Origin of the sequence: Eubacterium xylanophilum ATCC 35991 (assembly GCF_000518685.1) — a bacterium.
In the GTDB taxonomy this organism is placed as follows: Bacteria; Bacillota; Clostridia; order Lachnospirales; family Lachnospiraceae; genus Eubacterium_F; species Eubacterium_F xylanophilum.
In genome coordinates, this window is sequence record NZ_JAEB01000037.1 from 1 (window position 1) to 19027 (window position 19027).

18 protein-coding genes and 1 tRNA gene are annotated in these 19027 nt (G+C 39.3%); 17 read left to right on the forward strand and 2 right to left on the reverse strand.

The genetic code is table 11. From position 1 onward, the window contains the following. The 6 genes from L877_RS0106655 to L877_RS0106680 all read left to right on the forward strand — a co-directional run. A partial coding sequence (locus L877_RS0106655) for an IS200/IS605 family transposase (protein ID WP_026835409.1) occupies nucleotides 1-188 on the forward strand: 188 nt, incomplete at its 5' end. Between the two features lie 273 nt (nucleotides 189-461). Then, nucleotides 462-3023: a preprotein translocase subunit SecA gene (secA, locus tag L877_RS0106660; protein WP_026835410.1), complete on the forward strand. Its 2562-nt coding sequence runs from the start codon at nucleotides 462-464 to the stop codon at nucleotides 3021-3023. Between the two features lie 9 nt (nucleotides 3024-3032). Next, entirely contained in the window at nucleotides 3033-4136 is a 1104-nt protein-coding gene (gene prfB / locus L877_RS0106665) for a peptide chain release factor 2 (protein WP_026835411.1), read from the forward strand. Continuing rightward, a complete protein-coding gene (locus L877_RS0106670) occupies nucleotides 4133-4585 on the forward strand; it encodes a chemotaxis protein CheW (protein WP_026835412.1) in 453 nt (150 codons plus the stop codon). The genes prfB and L877_RS0106670 overlap by 4 nt, the downstream gene beginning before the upstream one ends. A gap of 43 nt (nucleotides 4586-4628) precedes the next feature. Next, nucleotides 4629-5828: a homoserine dehydrogenase gene (locus L877_RS0106675; RefSeq protein WP_026835413.1), complete on the forward strand. Its 1200-nt coding sequence runs from the start codon at nucleotides 4629-4631 to the stop codon at nucleotides 5826-5828. 38 nt (nucleotides 5829-5866) lie between these two features. After that, nucleotides 5867-7072 carry an aspartate kinase gene (locus L877_RS0106680; protein ID WP_026835414.1) on the forward strand — a complete coding sequence of 402 codons (1206 nt, stop codon included), beginning with the start codon at nucleotides 5867-5869 and terminating at the stop codon, nucleotides 7070-7072. Nucleotides 7073-7182: 110 nt separating this feature from the next. Here L877_RS0106680 and L877_RS0106685 read toward each other — a convergent pair whose 3' ends face one another. Both L877_RS0106685 and L877_RS0106690 read right to left on the reverse strand, forming a co-directional pair. Further along, nucleotides 7183-7539, reverse strand: coding sequence for a response regulator (locus L877_RS0106685; RefSeq protein ID WP_026835415.1), 357 nt, complete (start codon nucleotides 7537-7539; stop codon nucleotides 7183-7185). A 24-nt stretch (nucleotides 7540-7563) separates the two neighbouring features. Beyond that, complete coding sequence (locus L877_RS0106690; RefSeq protein WP_026835416.1) at nucleotides 7564-8424, reverse strand: chemotaxis protein CheX; 861 nt, start codon at nucleotides 8422-8424, stop codon at nucleotides 7564-7566. 334 nt (nucleotides 8425-8758) lie between these two features. Between L877_RS0106690 and aroC the strand changes: the two genes are divergently transcribed. From aroC to L877_RS0106750, 11 genes are all read left to right on the forward strand, one after another. After that, nucleotides 8759-9868, forward strand: a complete 1110-nt coding sequence (gene aroC, locus L877_RS0106695; protein WP_026835417.1) for a chorismate synthase — start codon at nucleotides 8759-8761, stop codon at nucleotides 9866-9868. Further along, on the forward strand, nucleotides 9858-11225 hold the full coding sequence (locus L877_RS0106700) for a glycoside hydrolase family 3 N-terminal domain-containing protein (protein WP_026835418.1): 1368 nt from the start codon (nucleotides 9858-9860) through the stop codon (nucleotides 11223-11225). The genes aroC and L877_RS0106700 overlap by 11 nt, the downstream gene beginning before the upstream one ends. A gap of 42 nt (nucleotides 11226-11267) precedes the next feature. Further along, nucleotides 11268-12722 (forward strand): adenylosuccinate lyase, encoded by a 1455-nt coding sequence (gene purB / locus L877_RS0106705; protein WP_026835419.1) that lies wholly within the window; start codon nucleotides 11268-11270, stop codon nucleotides 12720-12722. 96 nt (nucleotides 12723-12818) lie between these two features. After that, complete coding sequence (locus tag L877_RS0106710) at nucleotides 12819-14099, forward strand: adenylosuccinate synthase (RefSeq protein ID WP_026835420.1); 1281 nt, start codon at nucleotides 12819-12821, stop codon at nucleotides 14097-14099. Nucleotides 14100-14221: 122 nt separating this feature from the next. Next, entirely contained in the window at nucleotides 14222-15175 is a 954-nt protein-coding gene (locus L877_RS0106715; protein WP_026835421.1) for an ion transporter, read from the forward strand. A 60-nt stretch (nucleotides 15176-15235) separates the two neighbouring features. Then, the gene (locus L877_RS0106720) at nucleotides 15236-15748 is read left to right on the forward strand and encodes a nitroreductase family protein (RefSeq protein WP_026835422.1); all 513 of its coding nucleotides are present in this window, start codon (nucleotides 15236-15238) and stop codon (nucleotides 15746-15748) included. 5 nt (nucleotides 15749-15753) lie between these two features. Further along, entirely contained in the window at nucleotides 15754-16776 is a 1023-nt protein-coding gene (locus L877_RS0106725) for a leucine-rich repeat protein (RefSeq protein WP_026835423.1), read from the forward strand. 143 nt (nucleotides 16777-16919) lie between these two features. Beyond that, nucleotides 16920-16990, forward strand: a tRNA-Trp gene (locus L877_RS0106730). Nucleotides 16991-17309: 319 nt separating this feature from the next. Further along, nucleotides 17310-17609, forward strand: coding sequence for an HNH endonuclease (locus tag L877_RS0106740; RefSeq protein WP_084554807.1), 300 nt, complete (start codon nucleotides 17310-17312; stop codon nucleotides 17607-17609). Nucleotides 17610-17794: 185 nt separating this feature from the next. Next, nucleotides 17795-18589, forward strand: a complete 795-nt coding sequence (locus L877_RS0106745) for a hypothetical protein (protein ID WP_026835425.1) — start codon at nucleotides 17795-17797, stop codon at nucleotides 18587-18589. 204 nt (nucleotides 18590-18793) lie between these two features. After that, nucleotides 18794-19027: transposase (locus tag L877_RS0106750; protein ID WP_026835426.1), on the forward strand; the 234-nt coding region annotated here is incomplete at its 3' end.

Here is a 19027-nt window from a genome sequence, read left to right on the forward strand (position 1 = left end):
TAAAATATAAGTACGGAAATCGGCATTTTTGGTGTCGAGGTTATTATGTAGATACTGTTGGGAAAAATGCAAAGAAAATACAGGAGTATATACGTAATCAGATACAAGAGGATTTGGAATACGATCAAATGTCATTGAAAGAGTATTATGACCCGTTTACGGGTGAGCCGGTAAAACAAGGCAAGTAAATTCATGAGCCCAAGGGGCTCTGCCAGAAAATGTAGTGCGGTTGGCGGACTGTTCAGTGCGTCTTTAGACGCAAGCAGGGAACAGCGGCTTATAGCCGCAGAACAAACCACCGGCTAAGCCGGTGGTCATGATTTTTGTCAAAAAATTCAAAAAAAAGATTGAAACAATGCGCGCATAGTGATAAAATAATATAGTGTGTACCTATATCATGCGATAAATGCGTGGCGGAATATTTTTCATGCATACGATAAATATAAATGGAGAGTGAAAGAATGGGATTTTTAACAAAAGTAATCGGAACCCATAGCGAAAGGGAAGTTAAGAGAATACTTCCAATAGTCAACAAGATTGAGTCGCTTGAGCCGGAGATGGAGAGGTTGACTGATGATGAGTTGAAGCATAAAACAGTTGAGTTTAAGGAGAGACTCGCGGGAAGAGAGACTCTTGATGATATCCTGCCGGAAGCTTATGCGGTAGTTAGAGAGGCTGCAAAGCGTACGCTGGGAATGAGACACTATCATGTACAGTTGATTGGTGGAGTTATCTTGCATCAGGGACGTATTACTGAGATGCGTACCGGTGAAGGTAAAACACTTGTTTCAACTTTGCCGGCTTATCTCAATGCGTTGGAAGGAAAGGGAGTTCACATCGTAACTGTCAATGACTATCTTGCTAAGCGTGATGCGGAGTGGATGGGACAGATTCATGAATTCCTCGGCTTGACAGTGGGTGTTATCCTCAATAGCATGGATAATGATGAGAGAAGAGCGGCATATGAATGCGATATTACATATGCTACAAACAACGAACTTGGATTTGATTATCTTCGTGATAACATGGTTATATATAAGGAGCAGCTCGTTCAGAGAAAGTTGCACTATGCAATCGTGGACGAGGTGGATTCGGTTCTCATCGACGAGGCGAGAACTCCGCTGATTATATCCGGAAGTAGTGGAAAGTCTACAAAGATTTATGAGGCATGTGACAATCTTGCAAGACAGCTTAAAAAAGGAACGGCGAAGGAACTTTCTAAGATGGATATCCTTATGCAAGAGGATGACGAGGAGACAGGTGACTTTGTTGTAGATGAAAAGGAAAAGACTGTTAACCTCACTGCACAGGGTGTTGCTAAGGTTGAGAGATTCTTCCACATAGAGAACTTGGCTGATCCGGAGCATTTGGAGATTCAGCACTGCATCAACCTTGCTCTTAGAGCGCATAACCTCATGTTCCTTGATAAGGACTATGTGGTAAATGATGATGAGGTTCTCATTGTAGATGAATTTACCGGACGTATTATGCCGGGTAGAAGATATTCTGATGGACTCCATCAGGCTATAGAGGCGAAGGAACATGTAAAGGTTAAGAGAGAGAGTAAGACTCTTGCGACTATTACATTCCAGAACTTCTTTAATAAGTATGATAAGAAATGTGGTATGACAGGTACGGCTCTTACAGAAGAGAAAGAGTTCCGTGAGATCTACGGAATGGATGTTGTTGAGGTTCCAACTAACAAGCCTGTTGCACGTATCGACCACAATGATTCTGTATATAAGACTAAGAAGGAAAAGCTCAATGCTATCGTTGATGCTATCGAAGAGAGTTACGAGAGAAAGCAGCCTGTACTTGTAGGTACGATTACAATTGAGGCTTCCGAGGAACTCAGTAATATGCTTCGCAAGCGTGGAATTAAGCACAAGGTATTGAATGCTAAGTATCATGAGCTTGAGGCTGAGATTGTAGCGGATGCAGGTTTGGCAGGAGCTGTCACTATTGCCACAAACATGGCTGGTCGTGGTACTGATATCAAGCTCGGTGAGGGCGTTACAGAACTTGGTGGACTCAGAATTATCGGTACAGAGAGACATGAATCAAGACGTATCGACAATCAGCTTCGTGGACGTGCCGGTCGTCAGGGAGATCCCGGTGAATCTAAGTTCTACATCTCATTGGAAGATGACCTCATGAGATTGTTTGGTTCACAGAATCTTATGAATGTATTTAATTCACTTGGTATGCCTGAGGGAGAGCCGATTCAGCATAGAATGCTCAACAAGGCCATCGAAAAAGCACAGATGAAGATAGAGAGCAATAACTACGGAATTCGTAAGAATTTGCTCGAGTATGATATAATTAACAATCAGCAGCGTGAGCTTATTTACGCTGAACGTAAGAAGGTTCTTGACGGGGAAAGCATGAAGGAAACCGTTCAGAACATGTACTACGAGATTATCGAGAAGTACGTTAATCGTATTATCGGTGAGGCTAAGATTCCGGAAGATTGGAATTTGGATGAGTTGAATGCAAATCTTATTCCTATCATTCCATTTAAGCCTATTACTTTTGATCCGGATAAGGATGCAGGAAAGACTGTTGATATGCTTATCGAGGATCTCAAGGAAGAGGCTGATAGAATTTATGCAGAAAAGGAAAAAGAATTCCCTGATGAAGAGCAGATCCGTGAGGTTGAGCGAGTAATTCTTCTCAAAGTTACAGATCAGCATTGGATGAATCATATCGATGATATGGATCAGTTGAGACAGGGAATCGGACTCCAGGCATATGGCCAGAGAGATCCTGTAACAGAGTATAGATTCCAGAGTTATGATATGTTTGCAGAGATGACAGATTCTATCCGCGAGGAGACGATTCGTGCTCTCATGCATATCAGAGTGGAGCAGAAGGTTGAGAGAGAGCAGGTTGCCAAGGCAACAGGAACAAACAAAGATGACTCAGCCAATGCCCCTGTTCAAAGAAAAGAAGAAAAGATCAGCAGAAATGCTCCTTGTCCATGTGGATCAGGTAAGAAATACAAATATTGTTGCGGAAGGTAGAGATTCTTCGTGGTTGAATTAGATAATTTTAAAGTCGAGCTCTCGGGTTATGAACAACCTTTGGAGGAAGTTCGAGGCTCGCTAAAGTTAGATGATAAGCGTCTTCTTATAGAAGAACTTGAAAAGAATATGGAGGCTCCTAATTTCTGGGATGATGCCGAGAAGGCAAGTCGTGCCATGAAAGAAGTCAAGGATTTGAAGCAAATTGTGGAGCGAGCTGACGGCTTGGCTGCGCAGTATGAGGATATCATGACTCTTATAGAGATGGCATATGAAGATGAAGATGAAGAGCTTGTTCAGGAAATCGGAGATGAGCTCAAAGCCTTTAAGGAAGAATTTGATGATTTGAGAATCACAACTTTGCTCAATGGCGAGTATGATGAGAATAATGCGATTTTGACATTGCATGCAGGAGCCGGCGGAACAGAAAGTTGTGATTGGGCCAGTATGCTGTCGAGAATGTACCAGAGATGGGCAGAGAAAAAGGGATTTTCAGTTGAAGTCCTGGATTATCTCGATGGAGAAGAAGCGGGCCTTAAGTCTATAACCCTCCAGATAAATGGAGTCAATGCCTATGGATATTTGAAGAGTGAGCACGGCGTACACAGACTTGTTCGTATATCACCATTTAATGCGGCAGGTAAGAGACAGACATCTTTTGTGTCATGTGACGTTATGCCTGAGATAGAAAATGATATTGATATAGAAATTGCGGATGACGATATTCGAATCGACACATATCGATCAAGTGGTGCCGGTGGACAGCATATCAACAAGACATCATCTGCTATCAGAATTACTCACTTTCCTACGGGAATTGTGGTTCAGTGTCAGAATGAGAGATCTCAGCATATGAATAAGGATAAGGCTATGCAAATGTTGAAAGCCAAACTGCTCCTCTTGAGAGAACAAGAAAACCTTGACAAAGAATCAGATATTCGAGGTGAACAGAAGGAAATTGGTTGGGGAAGTCAGATTAGATCTTATGTTATGCAGCCATATACTATGGTCAAAGATCATAGAACCGGTGTGGAATCAGGTAACGTAAGTGCTGTGCTTGACGGCGACCTAGATATGTTCATCAATGGATACCTAAAATGGAGGAGCGAATGAGAGAGATTATAGCTTTTGAAGTTGGTGATAAAAAGTTTGGATTTGATATTAGTTGTATGAGGAGTTTGGAAAATTATCGCGAGATTACTCCTGTTCCCGGAACACCATCGTGTATTTTGGGGCAAGTTCAAGTGAGAGATACTATTTATCCTGTATTTGATCTTCATACATTGCTTGGGATGCCTAAGAGAGAGGTGACTGAGACAACCAAGATGATTATCGTCACATCGGGTGAATTGTCTCTGGTATGTGTCCTTGATTCAGTTGATAAGGTATTTAAGCTAACTGATGATAAAGTTAAGGAGTTTCCTGAAGTTGCAAGGACGGAGGGAACAAGATATGTAGATTATGTTGTAAATTACAACGATGAATTAATGTTAATTCTAGATCCGAAGACAATGATTAGTCCAGAGGACTATGAGTGTGTACGCCAAACGGATTTTGAATAAATTGTATTTGGGATTACAATAATACAAAGAGAGGAAGAAAAACATGAATGTTGCAGTATTAGGATACGGAACAATTGGAGCCGGAGTAGTCAAAGTAATTCAGACTAACTCAGAAGTGTTGAAGAAGAATACTGGTAAAAATGTTCAAGTCACAAGAGTTTTGGACTTGAGAGATTTTCCGGGAGATCCGGTACAGGATATTCTTACTCATGATTACAATGATATTTTAAATGATGATAATATAGATATTATTGTAGAGACCATGGGAGGAACCAAGCCTGCATTTGAATTTGTCAAAAATGCACTTCTCAAGGGCAAGAGTGTTTGTTCATCAAACAAAGAGTTGGTTGCAGCTCACGGAGCAGAGTTAATAGCAATTGCCAAGGAAAAGAGTGTTAACTTCTTTTTCGAAGCAAGTGTAGGTGGAGGAATTCCTATTATACGTCCACTTATCGATTGTATTACAGCAGATGAAATCACTCAGATTAATGGTATCCTTAATGGTACAACAAACTTCATTTTGACTAAGATGGCAAATGAGGGAGCTGAGTTTGCAGAGGTTCTCAAGGTCGCTCAGGATCTTGGTTATGCAGAGAAGGATCCAACAGCAGACGTTGAGGGATTTGATGCATGTAGAAAGATTGCCATCCTTACATCTTTGGCTTACGGCCAACAGGTTAATTATGAGGATATTTATACAGAGGGAATAACAAAGATTACTCCAGAGGACTTTGCGTATGCCAAGAAGATTGGTAGTGCAGTTAAGATTTTTGGAACAAGTAGAAAAGTTGACGGAAAAGTATATGCTATGGTTGCACCTCAGATTGTTGACAATGCAAATCCATTGTACTCAGTTAATGATGTATTTAATGCAATCTGTGTGACAGGAAATATGTTGGGAGATGCGATGTTCTACGGAGCTGGAGCTGGTATGCTTCCTACAGCAAGTGCAGTTGTGGCAGATGTTGTTATGGCAGTGAGACATATCAATGATAATATTAATATCAATTGGGATCCACAGCCACTTGAGATAGCACCATTTGGAGAAATGTCCAACCGTTTCTTTGTACGTGTTCAGGAAAAATCTAAGAATGATGTTGAGAGTGTATTTGGTGAGGTACAGTGGATCGATGCTGGTATCAGCGGAGAGTGTGGATTTATCACCAAGGAAATCAAGGAGGCAGATTTTGCCGACATGTATGAAAAACTTGAGGGAACAATCACGAGAATTCGTGTTAGTTAATCAATATATCATTTATAATAAAGCAGAGGAGAGTCAAGATGTTAATTGTAAAGAAGTTCGGTGGTACTTCGGTTGCAGACAAAGAGAGAATCTTTAATGTTGCAAAGCGATGTATCGAAGATTACAAAAAAGGAAATGACGTTGTTGTAGTATTATCTGCAATGGGTAAGCAGACAGATGTGTTGCTTGACATGGCCAAAGATATAAATCCCAATGCCCCTAAGAGAGAGCTAGATATGCTCCTCACAACAGGTGAGCAGACAAGTGTTGCACTTATGGCTATGGCTATGCATTCACTTGGTGTACCAGCCGTTTCGCTTAATGCGTTCCAGGTTGCTATGCATACTTCAGCGGTTGCTGGAAATGCAAGACTTAAAAAGATAGACAAAGAGAGAATCACTCATGAGCTCGAGCAAAAGAAAATTGTTATCGTCACAGGATTCCAAGGTGTGAGCAAGTATGATGACTATACCACTTTGGGACGAGGAGGATCAGATACAACTGCTGTGGCACTTGCTGCTACATTGCATGCAGATGCTTGTGAGATTTATACAGACGTTGATGGCGTCTATACAGCGGATCCAAGGATTGTTCCGGATGCAAAGAAGTTAAATGAAATTACATACGATGAGATGCTGGAACTTGCCAGTCTTGGAGCGGGCGTATTACATAATCGCTCAGTTGAAATGGCAAAGAAGTATGGTGTACAGTTAGTTGTGCGCTCAAGTTTGAATACATCAGAAGGAACAATTGTTAAGGAGGATGCTAAGATGGAAAAGATGCTTGTTAGCGGAGTTGCTAGTGATAAAAATGTTGCGAGAATTGCGGTTATTGGATTGGAAGATAAGCCAGGTGTGGCTTTCAAATTGTTCCGTCATCTTGCAAACCACAATGTAAATGTAGATATGATTTTGCAGTCAATCGGACGTGATAATACAAAGGATATCAGTTTTACTGTAACAGAGGATATGGCAGATGTTGCCGTTGAAACTGTAGAAAACCACAGAGATGGAAGTCTTAAGTGCAAAGAAGTTAAGGTAAACAAGAATGTTGCTAAGGTTTCTGTAGTTGGTGCTGGAATGCAGTCTAACCCAGGTGTTGCTGCTCAGATGTTTGAGGCATTGTTCGATGCGAATGTAAATATTCAGCAGATTTCTACTTCTGAGATCAGAGTAACAGTACTTATCGCTAGAGATGATACAGATAAGGCTATGAAAGCAGTTCACAAAGAATTTGATTTCTAATCATATAGATATGACTTAAAAAAGGGGCTGTCGCACTAACAATTATTTAATTGTTGGTGCGACAGCCCCTTTTATGAATCGAAACAAGTATTTTTTAAACTATAATACGATTATATAACCGTTTTAATAACTGAAAGTATCTGGTTAGGCTCAAAAGGTTTTTGTATAAACTCAGATGCACCTAACTTTATGGCCTCCACCATCTTAGACTTTTGTCCGGCGGCTGTTACCATAATTACTTTTGCATTCTTGTCATGCTCCATAATTTTCTTGAGGCATCCAAATCCGTCCAAAACGGGCATAGTAATATCAAGAGTAACAAAATCAGGATTGAGTTTGAGATACTCTTCAAAACCAGCCTGTCCGTCTGGGGCCTCTCCTATAACCTCGTATCCGTCGTCAGCCAAAATATTTCTGAGAATCTTACGAGATGTTCTTGAATCATCAATTATAAGTACAGTTGCCATCTTAATAGCCTCCAATCAATGTCATTATCGTTTAATAATAAGGTCAATCTTCTTACCTGTGATATATACAGGCAGGATGTAAAAACCATTTGTATCTTCCAACTTGGAATCAAATAAATATTCCGGTGGTAGCATATCTACCATAATATCTTTGTAGCTTTCCTCTGTAGCATAAAGTCCATTTATACAATTTGTGAACTCGCATACTGAATCAAGCGCATCCTCGTCAGGAGTTTCAAAAAACTCTCCGGCATATCCGTCTGCAACAACAAGAATACTGTCATCATGACTCGCAAATCCTAGGAATCCCTCGTAATCACCTGTTGTCTTCTGGTAAGCGATATACGGAGCTTCATAAGAAAAAACTTTTGTTGCTCGTTCTAAGCGGATATATGAGCTTACAAAACGAACCAAATTACGCATTGCTAAAGCAGCTAGAGTCGCAGCTTCTTCTGAGTCAATAAACGAAGGAAGGAGTCTGTCAAAATCATCGAACTTGATAGCTTCCAAATCTGAATTGGAAAGTCCTTCAGCCTTCTGGAAGTCCGCAATTAAATCGTCCAAATCGCTTCGCTTGATAAAATCATTCTCCTCTAAAGATTGTATAAATATAAGATAAGGATTACCTTGTAACTTGAGTAACCTTGAAATATCATTGTCGGTCAAATATCCCTTTTCTATTGCAAGATCGCCAAAACGCTTATCTGTCTGCATCTGAAGTCTGTTGAGTTCATCTGCTTGTTGTCTGGTAAGGATTCCCTCGGATTCAGCAATCAAACCAAGCTTAACTCTGTTTGAACGCATATACTCCATACATGTCTGAAATTGGTCGGCGGAAATCTTGCCTATACCCATAAGGTAATTCCCAAAAAACTGGCTAAACATACACAAATTCTCCTTTCATACTTTTCTCGTATTTTAAGAAATATATAATTCCACAACTCTAGTATACTACATTTTTGGAGAAAAATAAACCTTTTTTTGCATTCTTCTTGAAAGAATGAGAAAATATTAATTTGATTCTGAAATGGACAGTTATAATGTTTAGGAAGTTGCAAAATTCTAGAGTTTGTGTTATTATAACACAGTGATATTATGTTAATTTGTTGTAGTGCGCCCTGATGTGGTGCTTTATGTAAGTATAAACAGATGACAATCCCTGGTTTGCGGAACATTTTTCTGTTGTATGAGGGTTTGAGTCTGGGTCATGGAGTTTATGATGCAAGGATCGATATTCGGAAATAGTTTTAGGGTTTCCACATGGGGAGAGTCCCATGGAAAGGCCATAGGAGTAGTTATAGATGGATGTCCTGCGGGACTTATGTTAAATGAGGAAGATATTCAAAAGTATCTCGACAGAAGAAAGCCGGGGGCTAACAAGTTTTCAACTCCTCGCAAAGAGGCGGATCAGGTGGAGATTCTGTCGGGTGTATTTGAGGGCAAGACGACGGGAACGCCGATTTCTATGGTGGTTTATAATACTTCACAGAGGTCAGGTGACTACTCGGAGATTGCAAGTTATTATCGCCCGGGACATGCGGATTATACCTTTGATAAGAAATACGGCTTTAGAGACTACAGAGGCGGCGGAAGATCATCGGGAAGGGAGACTATATCTCGAGTTGCCGCTGGTGCAGTTGCGATTAAGATATTAGAGGAGCTTGGAATTGACATATACTCATATGTTAAGCAAGTTGGCGATATAGCCGTTGACCCATCGAAGTGCAAAAGGGAAAATAGGGACCAAAGTCCTCTTTGTATGCCGGATTTGGAGGCGTCAGAGAAGGCCGAGGCGTATTTACAGAGCCTTATGGAACAGGGAAATTCCTCAGGTGCCATGGTCGAATGTGTGATAAATGGTCTGAGAGCCGGAATTGGCGAGCCGGTCTTTGAAAAGCTTGATGCCAAGCTTGGTGCGGCAATCTTTTCTATTGGAGCTGTCAAAGGCGTTGAGATAGGAGAAGGCTTTGCCGTCGTGAATGCAACCGGACAGAGTAACAATGATGGGTTTTCTGTGGATGACTCAGGAAATGTTTATAAAACAACTAATAATGCCGGAGGAATTTTAGGTGGTATTAGTGACGGGTCTGAAATTGTGGTGAGAGCTGCATTTAAGCCGACGCCATCTATTTTTTCAGAGCAGAATACTATCAATAATAAAAAAGAAAATATTGCAATTAAGATTAAGGGTAGACACGATCCGATAATAGCACCTAGAGCCAATGTGGTGGTAGAGAGCATGGTGGCCCTTGCTATTATTGATTTGGTGATAGAGAATCAGTCCTCTAGGTTGGAGTGGCTGAAGAAAGGCGAAGGATATGAGAGCTAAGATTTGTCTTGTGCTTGTATTGGTTTTATGCATAGGATTATGTGGCTGTACTAGTGATAAGGACGGGGATAACAAGGCTGTTTCCGGCGAATCACTTTCTCAATTGACCACAAATGAAGTGGATCAGTTGGCAGAAAATATTGTTAAGAAAATGTCTATTCGAGAGAGAATAGGTCAGATGATTATGGTGGAAGTCGATGCCTTGACGGGAAAAGATAATACCACTAAACTTTCAGAGAAAGTCAAAGAATACATAAGACAAAATAATATTGGTGGAGTTGTTATCAGAACCAATAATATGAAGGACAGAGCCCAGGTTGAGAGTCTTACTGCTGAACTTGCAGAGTGTGAGTCCATGCCTGCATATATTGCTGCGATTCCTGAAGAGGTAACGACAGTGGAGTCTCCATCTTATGAGACTACGGCGACGGAGATTATGGGTGGTCTGGGATTCAATCTAAACTTCGACTTGAGTGGCGACGTGGCCGGCTTCGAAAAGGGAAGTGCAGAGGCTGGTGTGGAGAGTGCCATTGCAAAGATAATCGGAGAGAAACCGATTCCGCCGGAAAAGACATGGATAAAAAAATCCAATAAGACGGATGACAAGGCGGCTGACCAGAAGAACAAGCTTACGGCTAAAGATAAGAAGAAGGTTAAGAGAGCCAAGAAACGATACAAGAAGCTTTTCAAAAAGTATAAGAAAGAAAAGCGTGAGTACGACAAGGAAGTTGCCAAGATTCTAGATAAATATTCCGTTAGAGATTACTCCTCAAGGTGTCTTGGAACTGTTGCACAAAGTGTAAGTGATAGAATTGGAAAGGCGATAGCAGATTGTCAGAATCAAAAGTTGGCAGTTAATATAACAGGCTTCCCTGGAATAACCACTGTGGCAAAGGATCATCTGATTGTGCCGCAAGTAATAAATACGGGAATATCCAAGCTAAGGCGAGAGCATATTGCTGTGTTTGGTTCGGCGATAGAGAACAATGCGGATATAGTAACTGTTTCTCATGTAAAGCTGGGAAAGGTTGACAGCATGAATATGGCATCTATGTCTAAGATTGTTATCAATGATTTGATCAGAAATGAACTAGAGTACAGTGGAGTGGTTATTACCGAAGCACTAGATTCGCCGGTTGTTATTAATCAATATAAGAACAAGGATGCAGTATTAAATGTGGTAAATGCAGGTGCAGATATCATATATAATCCGACCAATATTGATGAGGCAATAGATACTATTGACCGCGCGATTCAGAGTAATTTAATTGATGAAAAAGTAATTAATCAATCGGTTATTAGAATCGTTCAAAACAAGTTAAATAGGGGCATTATTAAAGCACCTGAATCAAATTAATAGATTGTAATTAATCAAGCAAATTAAGAAAGGAAAGACGATATGAGTACAGATTGTTATGTAAGTCCGTTGTCGGAGAGATATGCAAGTAAGGAGATGCAGTTTATATTTTCGCCTGATATGAAATTTAGAACTTGGCGTAAGCTTTGGATTGCATTGGCAGAAACAGAAAAGGAACTTGGATTGAAGGATGCAGATGGAAATCCAAGAATTTCAGATGAGCAAATAGAAGAGTTGAAGGCCCATGTTAATGATATTAATTACGATGTTGCCAAAGAGCGCGAAAAACTTGTTCGTCACGATGTTATGAGCCATGTTTATGCCTATGGTCAGCAGTGTCCAAAGGCAGCTGGAATCATTCATCTTGGAGCAACTTCATGTTATGTTGGAGATAATACAGATGTTATCATCATGACAGAGGGGCTCAAACTTGTTAAGAAGAAACTTGTAAATATTATCGATGAATTAGGCAAATTTGCTGATAAGTACAAAGACTTACCTACATTGGCATTTACTCATTTTCAGCCTGCACAGCCAACGACAGTTGGAAAGAGAGCTACACTGTGGATGCAGGAGCTTGTTATGGATTATGAGGATTTGGAGCATGTTACCTCATGTATGAAACTTCTTGGTTCTAAGGGAACTACAGGAACTCAGGCAAGTTTCCTTGAGCTTTTTGATGGTGATGAGGAAGCATGTAAGAAGGCTGACAAGATGATAGCAGAGAAGATGGGATTTGATGCTTGTTTCCCTGTTTCAGGTCAGACATATTCCAGAAAACTTGATACGAGAGTTTGTAACGTATTGGCGGGAATCGCTGCCAGTGCTCACAAGTTCTCAAATGATATAAGATTGTTACAGCATCTCAAGGAGGTTGAGGAGCCGTTTGAGAAGAATCAGATTGGTTCATCTGCTATGGCATACAAGAGAAATCCTATGAGAAGCGAGAGAATTGCATCACTTTCACGTTATGTGATGATCGATGCACTCAATCCTGCTATTACATCAGCTACGCAGTGGTTTGAGAGAACTCTTGATGACTCAGCCAATAAGAGACTCAGCGTTGCGGAGGCATTCCTTACAATTGATGGAATTCTTGATCTCTTCCTCAATGTTGTAGATGGACTTGTGGTATATGACAAAGTAATTACTAAGAGACTTATGTCAGAGCTACCATTCATGGCTACAGAGAATATCATGATGGATGCAGTTAAGGCTGGCGGAAACCGCCAGGAATTGCATGAAAAGATTCGTACGCTTTCAATGGAAGCCGGTAAGAATGTAAAGGAGAGAGGTTTGGACAATAATCTTATTGACCTTATTGCCGAAGATGATCAGTTCCCTATGACCAAGGAAGAACTTGAGAAGACAATGATTCCATCAAAATATGTTGGACGCGCTCCAAGTCAGGTTACAGAGTTCCTCAATGACGTTATCAAGCCAATTCTAGAGGATAACAAGGAACTTCTTGGAATAAAAGCTGAGATTAAGGTTTGATTTTTCTCTTTACAACGAATGGGAAATCATATATAATAAATCTGTGTGTCTGTTTATGCAGAGGTTTGAAGATTGAATTACGATAGGAGGATGTCTATGGTAACGGCTGTTGTTGGTGCCAATTGGGGCGACGAAGGTAAAGGTAAAATTACGGATATGCTTGGAGAAAGCGCAGATATAATCGTGCGTTTTCAAGGTGGAAGTAATGCAGGTCATACTATTGTAAATGACTATGGTAAGTTTGCATTGCATATTTTGCCATCTGGTGTATTCTACAATCATACAACAAGTATTATTGGAAATGGTGTGGCTCTTAATATTCCAGATCTCTTCAGAGAGATTAATGAGATTGTGTCACAGGGAGTTCCAAAGCCAAAGATTCTTGTGTCTGACAGAGCTCAGATTGTTATGCCATACCACAAGTTGTTCGACCAATATGAGGAAGAGCGTCTTGCAGGTAAGTCATTTGGATCAACTAAGTCAGGAATTGCACCATTCTATTCTGATAAATATGCCAAGATTGGTATTCAGGTTTCAGAGTTGTTTGATGAGGATACTCTTCGTGAGAAACTCGAGAGCATTTGTGTTCAGAAGAATGCGTTATTAGAACATTTATACAAGAAACCTCCAATCGATATAGATGAGACAATGGAGACTTTGAGAGAGTATCGAGGAATGGTAGAGCCATATGTATGTGATGTTTCTTCATTCCTATATGAGGCGATTAAGGCAGGAAAGAGAGTATTGCTTGAGGGACAGCTTGGTTCACTCAAAGATCCAGATCATGGAATCTATCCGATGGTTACTTCATCATCAACACTTGCTGCTTATGGAGCAATTGGTGCAGGTATACCACCGTACGAGATAAAGAGAATTGTAACAGTTGTTAAGGCATATTCAAGTGCTGTTGGAGCAGGTGAATTTGTCAGTGAGATTCTCGATGAGCCTGTAGCTGATGAGCTTAGAAAACGTGGTGGAGACGGCGGAGAATATGGTGCTACAACAGGTAGACCTCGAAGAATGGGATGGTTCGATGCTGTGGCAAGTCGCTACGGATGCCGTATCCAAGGAGCTACAGAAGTTGCTCTCACTGTTCTCGATGTGCTCGGTTATCTTGATGAGATTCCAATCTGTGTTGGATATGAGATAGATGGAGAGGTTGTCAAGGACTTCCCAACTACAGTTAAGCTTGCCAAGGCAAAGCCTGTATATACAACACTTCCTGGATGGAAAGAAGATATAAGAGGTATAACAGAATATGATAAGCTTCCTGAGAATTGCCGCAATTATATCGAGTTTATTGAGAAGGAACTTGGAGTTCCGGTAAAGATGGTTTCCAATGGACCGGGAAGACACGAGATTATTTATCGCGATTAATTTACCAATATATATAGATATCCCTTTGTCTTTTGGCAAAGGGATATTTTTGGAAATAATAGGAAACGCATACTGCTGGTCTTACAAGCTATGCTTGTAAGACAAATAGTGAGGACAATAATATGAGAAAAAGAATTTTTCATGTGATTCAGATAGGTGACAAAGAAGATGTGCCGAGCAGAATATTTGACATATTTATAGTATTTGTTATTGTAATTAATCTGCTTGTGACATTTATGAGCACTTTCGAGGAGTTCAAAGCTTGGACTGGTATTATTGATGGAATTGAATTGATTTCGATTATAATATTTACAGTAGAATATATATTGAGAGTTTGGACTGCAGATTTTCTCTATCCGGACATGTCAGGTGGACTGGCTAGGTTAAGATTTGTATTTTCTTTTTACGGGATAATTGATTTGTTGACATTTTTTCCATATTATATTCCTATATTTGTTCCCGCTGGTGTTGTTGCATTTAGGATGTTCCGTGTTATAAGAATATTTAGATTATTTAAGATAAATGCTCAGTATGATGCGTTCAATGTCATAGTAGATGTATTGAAAGAGAAGAAAAATCAGATCATATCTTCTATGTGTATGATTGCAATTCTTCTGCTGGCATCTTCCATGTGCATGTATAGTATCGAACACGAGGCGCAGCCGGAGAACTTCAAAAATGCATTCTCCGGGCTGTGGTGGTCGGTGTCGACTATGCTAACTGTGGGATATGGAGATATATATCCCGTTACAATAGCTGGAAAATTCATGGCAATTGTGATTTCATTTTTAGGTGTTGGAATGGTTGCAATTCCAACAGGTATTATCTCTGCAGGATTTGTGGAACAATATACTAAGTCAAAAAATAGCGAGATATTTGGATCAGAAAATGAGCCGATATTCACGGTAACAAAGATTGAAAAAAATCATAAGTGGTGCGGTAAAAAGGTTATTAACCTTGATTTACCTCCCGAATTTATCGCAGTTCTTGTTCTTAGGGGAGAAGATGAATTGAATGTAAATAGCAGTCTTATATTGCGTGAAAATGATAGGCTCGTTCTATGTGAAAGGCAGTAGCCAAGGGGTATTTGGCTTTTTTGAAGGGGTGGAAAATGACAGGAAAGTGAGGTAATAATTATGTCATTTAATGAATTGGCAAGAAAGAGATATTCTTGTAGAAGTATCAGTAACAAAGAGGTAGAGCAGGAGAAGATTGATAAGATTCTCGAAGCAGCTATGGTTGCGCCAACAGCTGTGAATTTCCAGCCGTTTAAGGTATGGGTTATTCGCGGAGAAAAGGGCCTTGAAAATGTAGCTAGTGTTACCGGTTGTACATTTGGAGCACCACTATTCTTCGTTGTCGGTGGATTGGCAGAAAGTGCATGGACAAGAAGCTTCGATGGTGAAAATTTTGCTGCAGTTGATGCGTCTATCGTGGCGACACATATGATGCTTGCAGTGGAAGACCTAGGACTTGCCTCTACTTGGGTTGCAAACTTTGATGCACCAAAATTGAGAGAAATCTATCCTCAGATGAAGGATTACGATTTGGTAGCTATGTTCCCTGTGGGATATGCAAACCCAGATGCTAAGCCATCAGATAGACATGAAATATCAAAGTCAAAAGATGAATTGGTGGAGGAGTTGTAGTATAAATGAAAAGCAGAATTCTAGTTATTTGCTTAACACTGATTTGCAGTATTATCACCTTATGTGCATGCAACTCAGCAGACAAGAGAGAAAATACACTAAATGACAAGGCTGCCACAAGTGAACCTGTGGCGGAGAAAACCGCTTTAATAGACTCTGAGGAGTTTTTTGAACTCAAAGGAGATACATTGGTGAAATACAAAGGCGGTTTTTTGAAAGCTGGTAAAATAGTATTGCCTAAGCAAGTTAAGAGAATTGGCAAAAAGGCTTTCGTGTTAAATGCCAAAGAAAAGTCTATTCCTGTGGGACAATTGTCACAAGTTGAATTGAGTATTCCTACAGATGTAAAACTTGATAAGGGAGCATTTACATCTATGGGCCCTATGAAGGTGACTTTTGAGGAGGGCAGGAAGCTAATTGATGAATCTGCTTTTTGTGGAGCGATAAATGATGGGCATAGATATGAGTCAGAAGTATATTTGCCGTCGAGTATCGAAGTTCTAAAAAAACATTGCTTTAATACACTTGAGTGGCTTCATGTTCACTTGAACGAGGGAGTTCAGGTTGTCGAAGAGTATGCTTTGCAAGGATGTGATATTGACAGCCTTCCTGATAGTATAAGGGAACTTAAGGATTATGCGGTTGGTGTTTGCGCGATTAAGGACGGACATCTTCCAACATCACTCGAATCTATGGGGAATCAAAGTTTGATATGCTCATATGGAAAAGTGAAAATATCCAAGGATGTCAAGAATATTTCTTCTACATCAATTGTATGGGATGAGGAAACTTGTGATACCAATATCGGATATGAGGTAGATTCAGAGAATAAGTATTATAAGAGCGACAAAAACGGCTGGTTATATACTAAGGATGGAAAAACCTTGATCTATGCCGATTTGGAGGATACGGGTTACACTATTCCTAAGGGCGTTAAAACCGTATATAAGAAAGGTTTATTTGTCGGAAGCCAATTGGATTTCCGTGTTAAGATAAAAGGACTTGATGGTATGAAGGTGATTAAGTAGAACTAGAAAATATTCTGTAAATATGATTTGTCGCTGTAAGGAAAAAAATGGCATGAAAATGCTTTTTTTCCTTGACAAAAAGCGAATAGTATAGTATTATATAAAGGCAGTGTCAATAAGGCGCTGCCTGAAAAATTCAATATAGGGGCATAGTTCATCGGTAGAATAAGAGTCTCCAAAACTCCAGAGCTGGGTTCGATTCCTAGTGCCCCTGTTATTATTCATAAGGTCTCAAATCCTAGTGCTTTCGTGGATTTGGGGCTTTTTTGTTGGTGTAAATCTTTCTCGAACAATTGTCCGTTTAAGTCCGTTTAAGTCCTTCAAGTTTCAAACAACTGTGGTAAAATGGTGGTAAAAAATATGGCGAAAATCAAAAAAGTATTTGTACCACAATTATGGTTGACAAACCCCGATGGATGCGAGTATAATGAGCTAAAAGAAAATTGGGATTGTCAATAGATTTGTAAAATAACTAATGGGTATATTGAATATAATAACAAGGGGGAATAAATAATGTTGTTAATGAAAAGAGAATGACTTTAGAACAGGTTCAATCGGTGAAAAACGAATTAGAACATTTAAATTATGAAATTACAACAAGAGGATATCATAAAAAGAACCAAAGAGCTCTTATGACGCCTGAATTAAGAGAAGAAATTGCAGAAAGAGATAATTACACATGTCAAATTTGTGGTAGATACATGCCCGATGGTTTTGGTCTGCAAATTGATCATATAATACCTGTAAGCAAAGGTGGAAAAACTGTAAGAAGTAATTTGCAGGTTTTATGTATGAAGTGTAACCAAAGCAAGGGAGCAAAGCTTCAGGAATAACGAGAGAAGAATCATATAAAGTTTATATAAAGCGGAGGCGATTAAACCTCCGCTATAATTTTGAAGAATTCTGTTATGTGAAAAAACATTATAATTCATTGGCACAAATTTGACATATGATTATTTTAATATATAACATGTTCATGTAAAGTTACATAGAAATAAATTAAAGAAAGGAGGTTTAAATGAAAAAGTTATTTATTTTATTTTTTATGGTGGTTGTTGCAAATATAACAGTTGGCTGTAGCAAAAACGAGGTTTTATCATCGGATGAAAACAACAAGCAGGATATTGTTTCAAGAGAGAATTATTCTAAAAGTGAAGAAGTGACTAAGAATAAAACAGTAAAAATAGATACATTGGATACTCATAAAGTAAGTAAAGATAATGTGATAAGTGTGAAAGCGGAGGCTTCTTTTAAAACAAGATGTCAAACATTTGAAGAAATATATGATAACTCAAAATATATAGTACGGGGAACTGTGGAAAAGGTAGATTTTACTGTGATTAATGGGATGCCATATACAGTACTGTCTTTTAGAGTTACAGATAGTTTAAAAGGTGATATGGAAAAAAATACGATTAATACAGTTATGATGTATGGTGGATATATGACTGTGAAACAAGAAGTTGATTATTATAATGATGCAGAACGATTTAAAGAAATAAAGAAGAAGGATTGGGGCAAAACCTTTATTGAAAAAAGACTAATTCAAAAAGAGTATCCTAAATGTGGTGAAGAATATGTAATATCTTTGGGAGACAGTGATATAGTTGAGGGTGCATATGTGCCAGTTAATGAATTTGAGACTGTGTTTAAAAAAGAAAACGAAAGATATGTTAGAACAGTGCCGTCAGAAGATTATTTTTCGAGTTCAGTTAATAATTCGGAAAAAAGATTAAAAAATGATAGATCTTTTGAGTACTCTTGGTTGAAAGCATGTATAAGAACGGCAAGCCGCGTGAAGCGAAAGATATAGACAAGTCAAAGCAATATATAATGTCAGTAAACAAATATTTTTTAAAGTAGGAGGAAAATAGAGAATGAGAATAAAATCGTTAATATGTATAGCATTATCAATGATACTAGGTATTCAAACTGGTGTAGTGATGTAATATAATAATAGTTGGCACTTTTCTTAGGAAGTTTGTAGTGATATAATACAACCCAAAGGAGGTGCCACATGGCAACAAAAAAACAACGTAAATACGACATGGAATTTAAAATCCAAGCAGTTAAACTTGGTAAGGAAATTGGCGTTCAACGTGCTGCAAAAGAGCTCGGCATACCCGCACATACCATTTATAACTGGAATAAACAAGTCAAAGATGGAAGTCTTGACATCGGCGAAGGTGCTCATTCGCCCTCTAATGCCCGTACACTTAACGCAGAAATGATTGAACTGCGTAAGAGGATA

Excerpts from the sequence above, each read along its gene's own strand:
- secA (WP_026835410.1), top strand. The coding sequence starts at position 462 with ATGGGATTTTTAACAAAAGTAATCGGAACCCATAGCGAAAGGGAAGTT.
- L877_RS0106670 (WP_026835412.1), top strand. The coding sequence starts at position 4,133 with ATGAGAGAGATTATAGCTTTTGAAGTTGGTGATAAAAAGTTTGGATTT.
- L877_RS0106675 (WP_026835413.1), top strand. The coding sequence starts at position 4,629 with ATGAATGTTGCAGTATTAGGATACGGAACAATTGGAGCCGGAGTAGTC.
- L877_RS0106680 (WP_026835414.1), top strand. The coding sequence starts at position 5,867 with ATGTTAATTGTAAAGAAGTTCGGTGGTACTTCGGTTGCAGACAAAGAG.
- L877_RS0106685 (WP_026835415.1), bottom strand. The coding sequence starts at position 7,539 with ATGGCAACTGTACTTATAATTGATGATTCAAGAACATCTCGTAAGATT.
- L877_RS0106690 (WP_026835416.1), bottom strand. The coding sequence starts at position 8,424 with ATGTTTAGCCAGTTTTTTGGGAATTACCTTATGGGTATAGGCAAGATT.
- aroC (WP_026835417.1), top strand. The coding sequence starts at position 8,759 with ATGCAAGGATCGATATTCGGAAATAGTTTTAGGGTTTCCACATGGGGA.
- L877_RS0106700 (WP_026835418.1), top strand. The coding sequence starts at position 9,858 with ATGAGAGCTAAGATTTGTCTTGTGCTTGTATTGGTTTTATGCATAGGA.
- purB (WP_026835419.1), top strand. The coding sequence starts at position 11,268 with ATGAGTACAGATTGTTATGTAAGTCCGTTGTCGGAGAGATATGCAAGT.
- L877_RS0106710 (WP_026835420.1), top strand. The coding sequence starts at position 12,819 with ATGGTAACGGCTGTTGTTGGTGCCAATTGGGGCGACGAAGGTAAAGGT.
- L877_RS0106715 (WP_026835421.1), top strand. The coding sequence starts at position 14,222 with ATGAGAAAAAGAATTTTTCATGTGATTCAGATAGGTGACAAAGAAGAT.
- L877_RS0106720 (WP_026835422.1), top strand. The coding sequence starts at position 15,236 with ATGTCATTTAATGAATTGGCAAGAAAGAGATATTCTTGTAGAAGTATC.
- L877_RS0106725 (WP_026835423.1), top strand. The coding sequence starts at position 15,754 with ATGAAAAGCAGAATTCTAGTTATTTGCTTAACACTGATTTGCAGTATT.
- L877_RS0106740 (WP_084554807.1), top strand. The coding sequence starts at position 17,310 with ATGACTTTAGAACAGGTTCAATCGGTGAAAAACGAATTAGAACATTTA.
- L877_RS0106745 (WP_026835425.1), top strand. The coding sequence starts at position 17,795 with ATGAAAAAGTTATTTATTTTATTTTTTATGGTGGTTGTTGCAAATATA.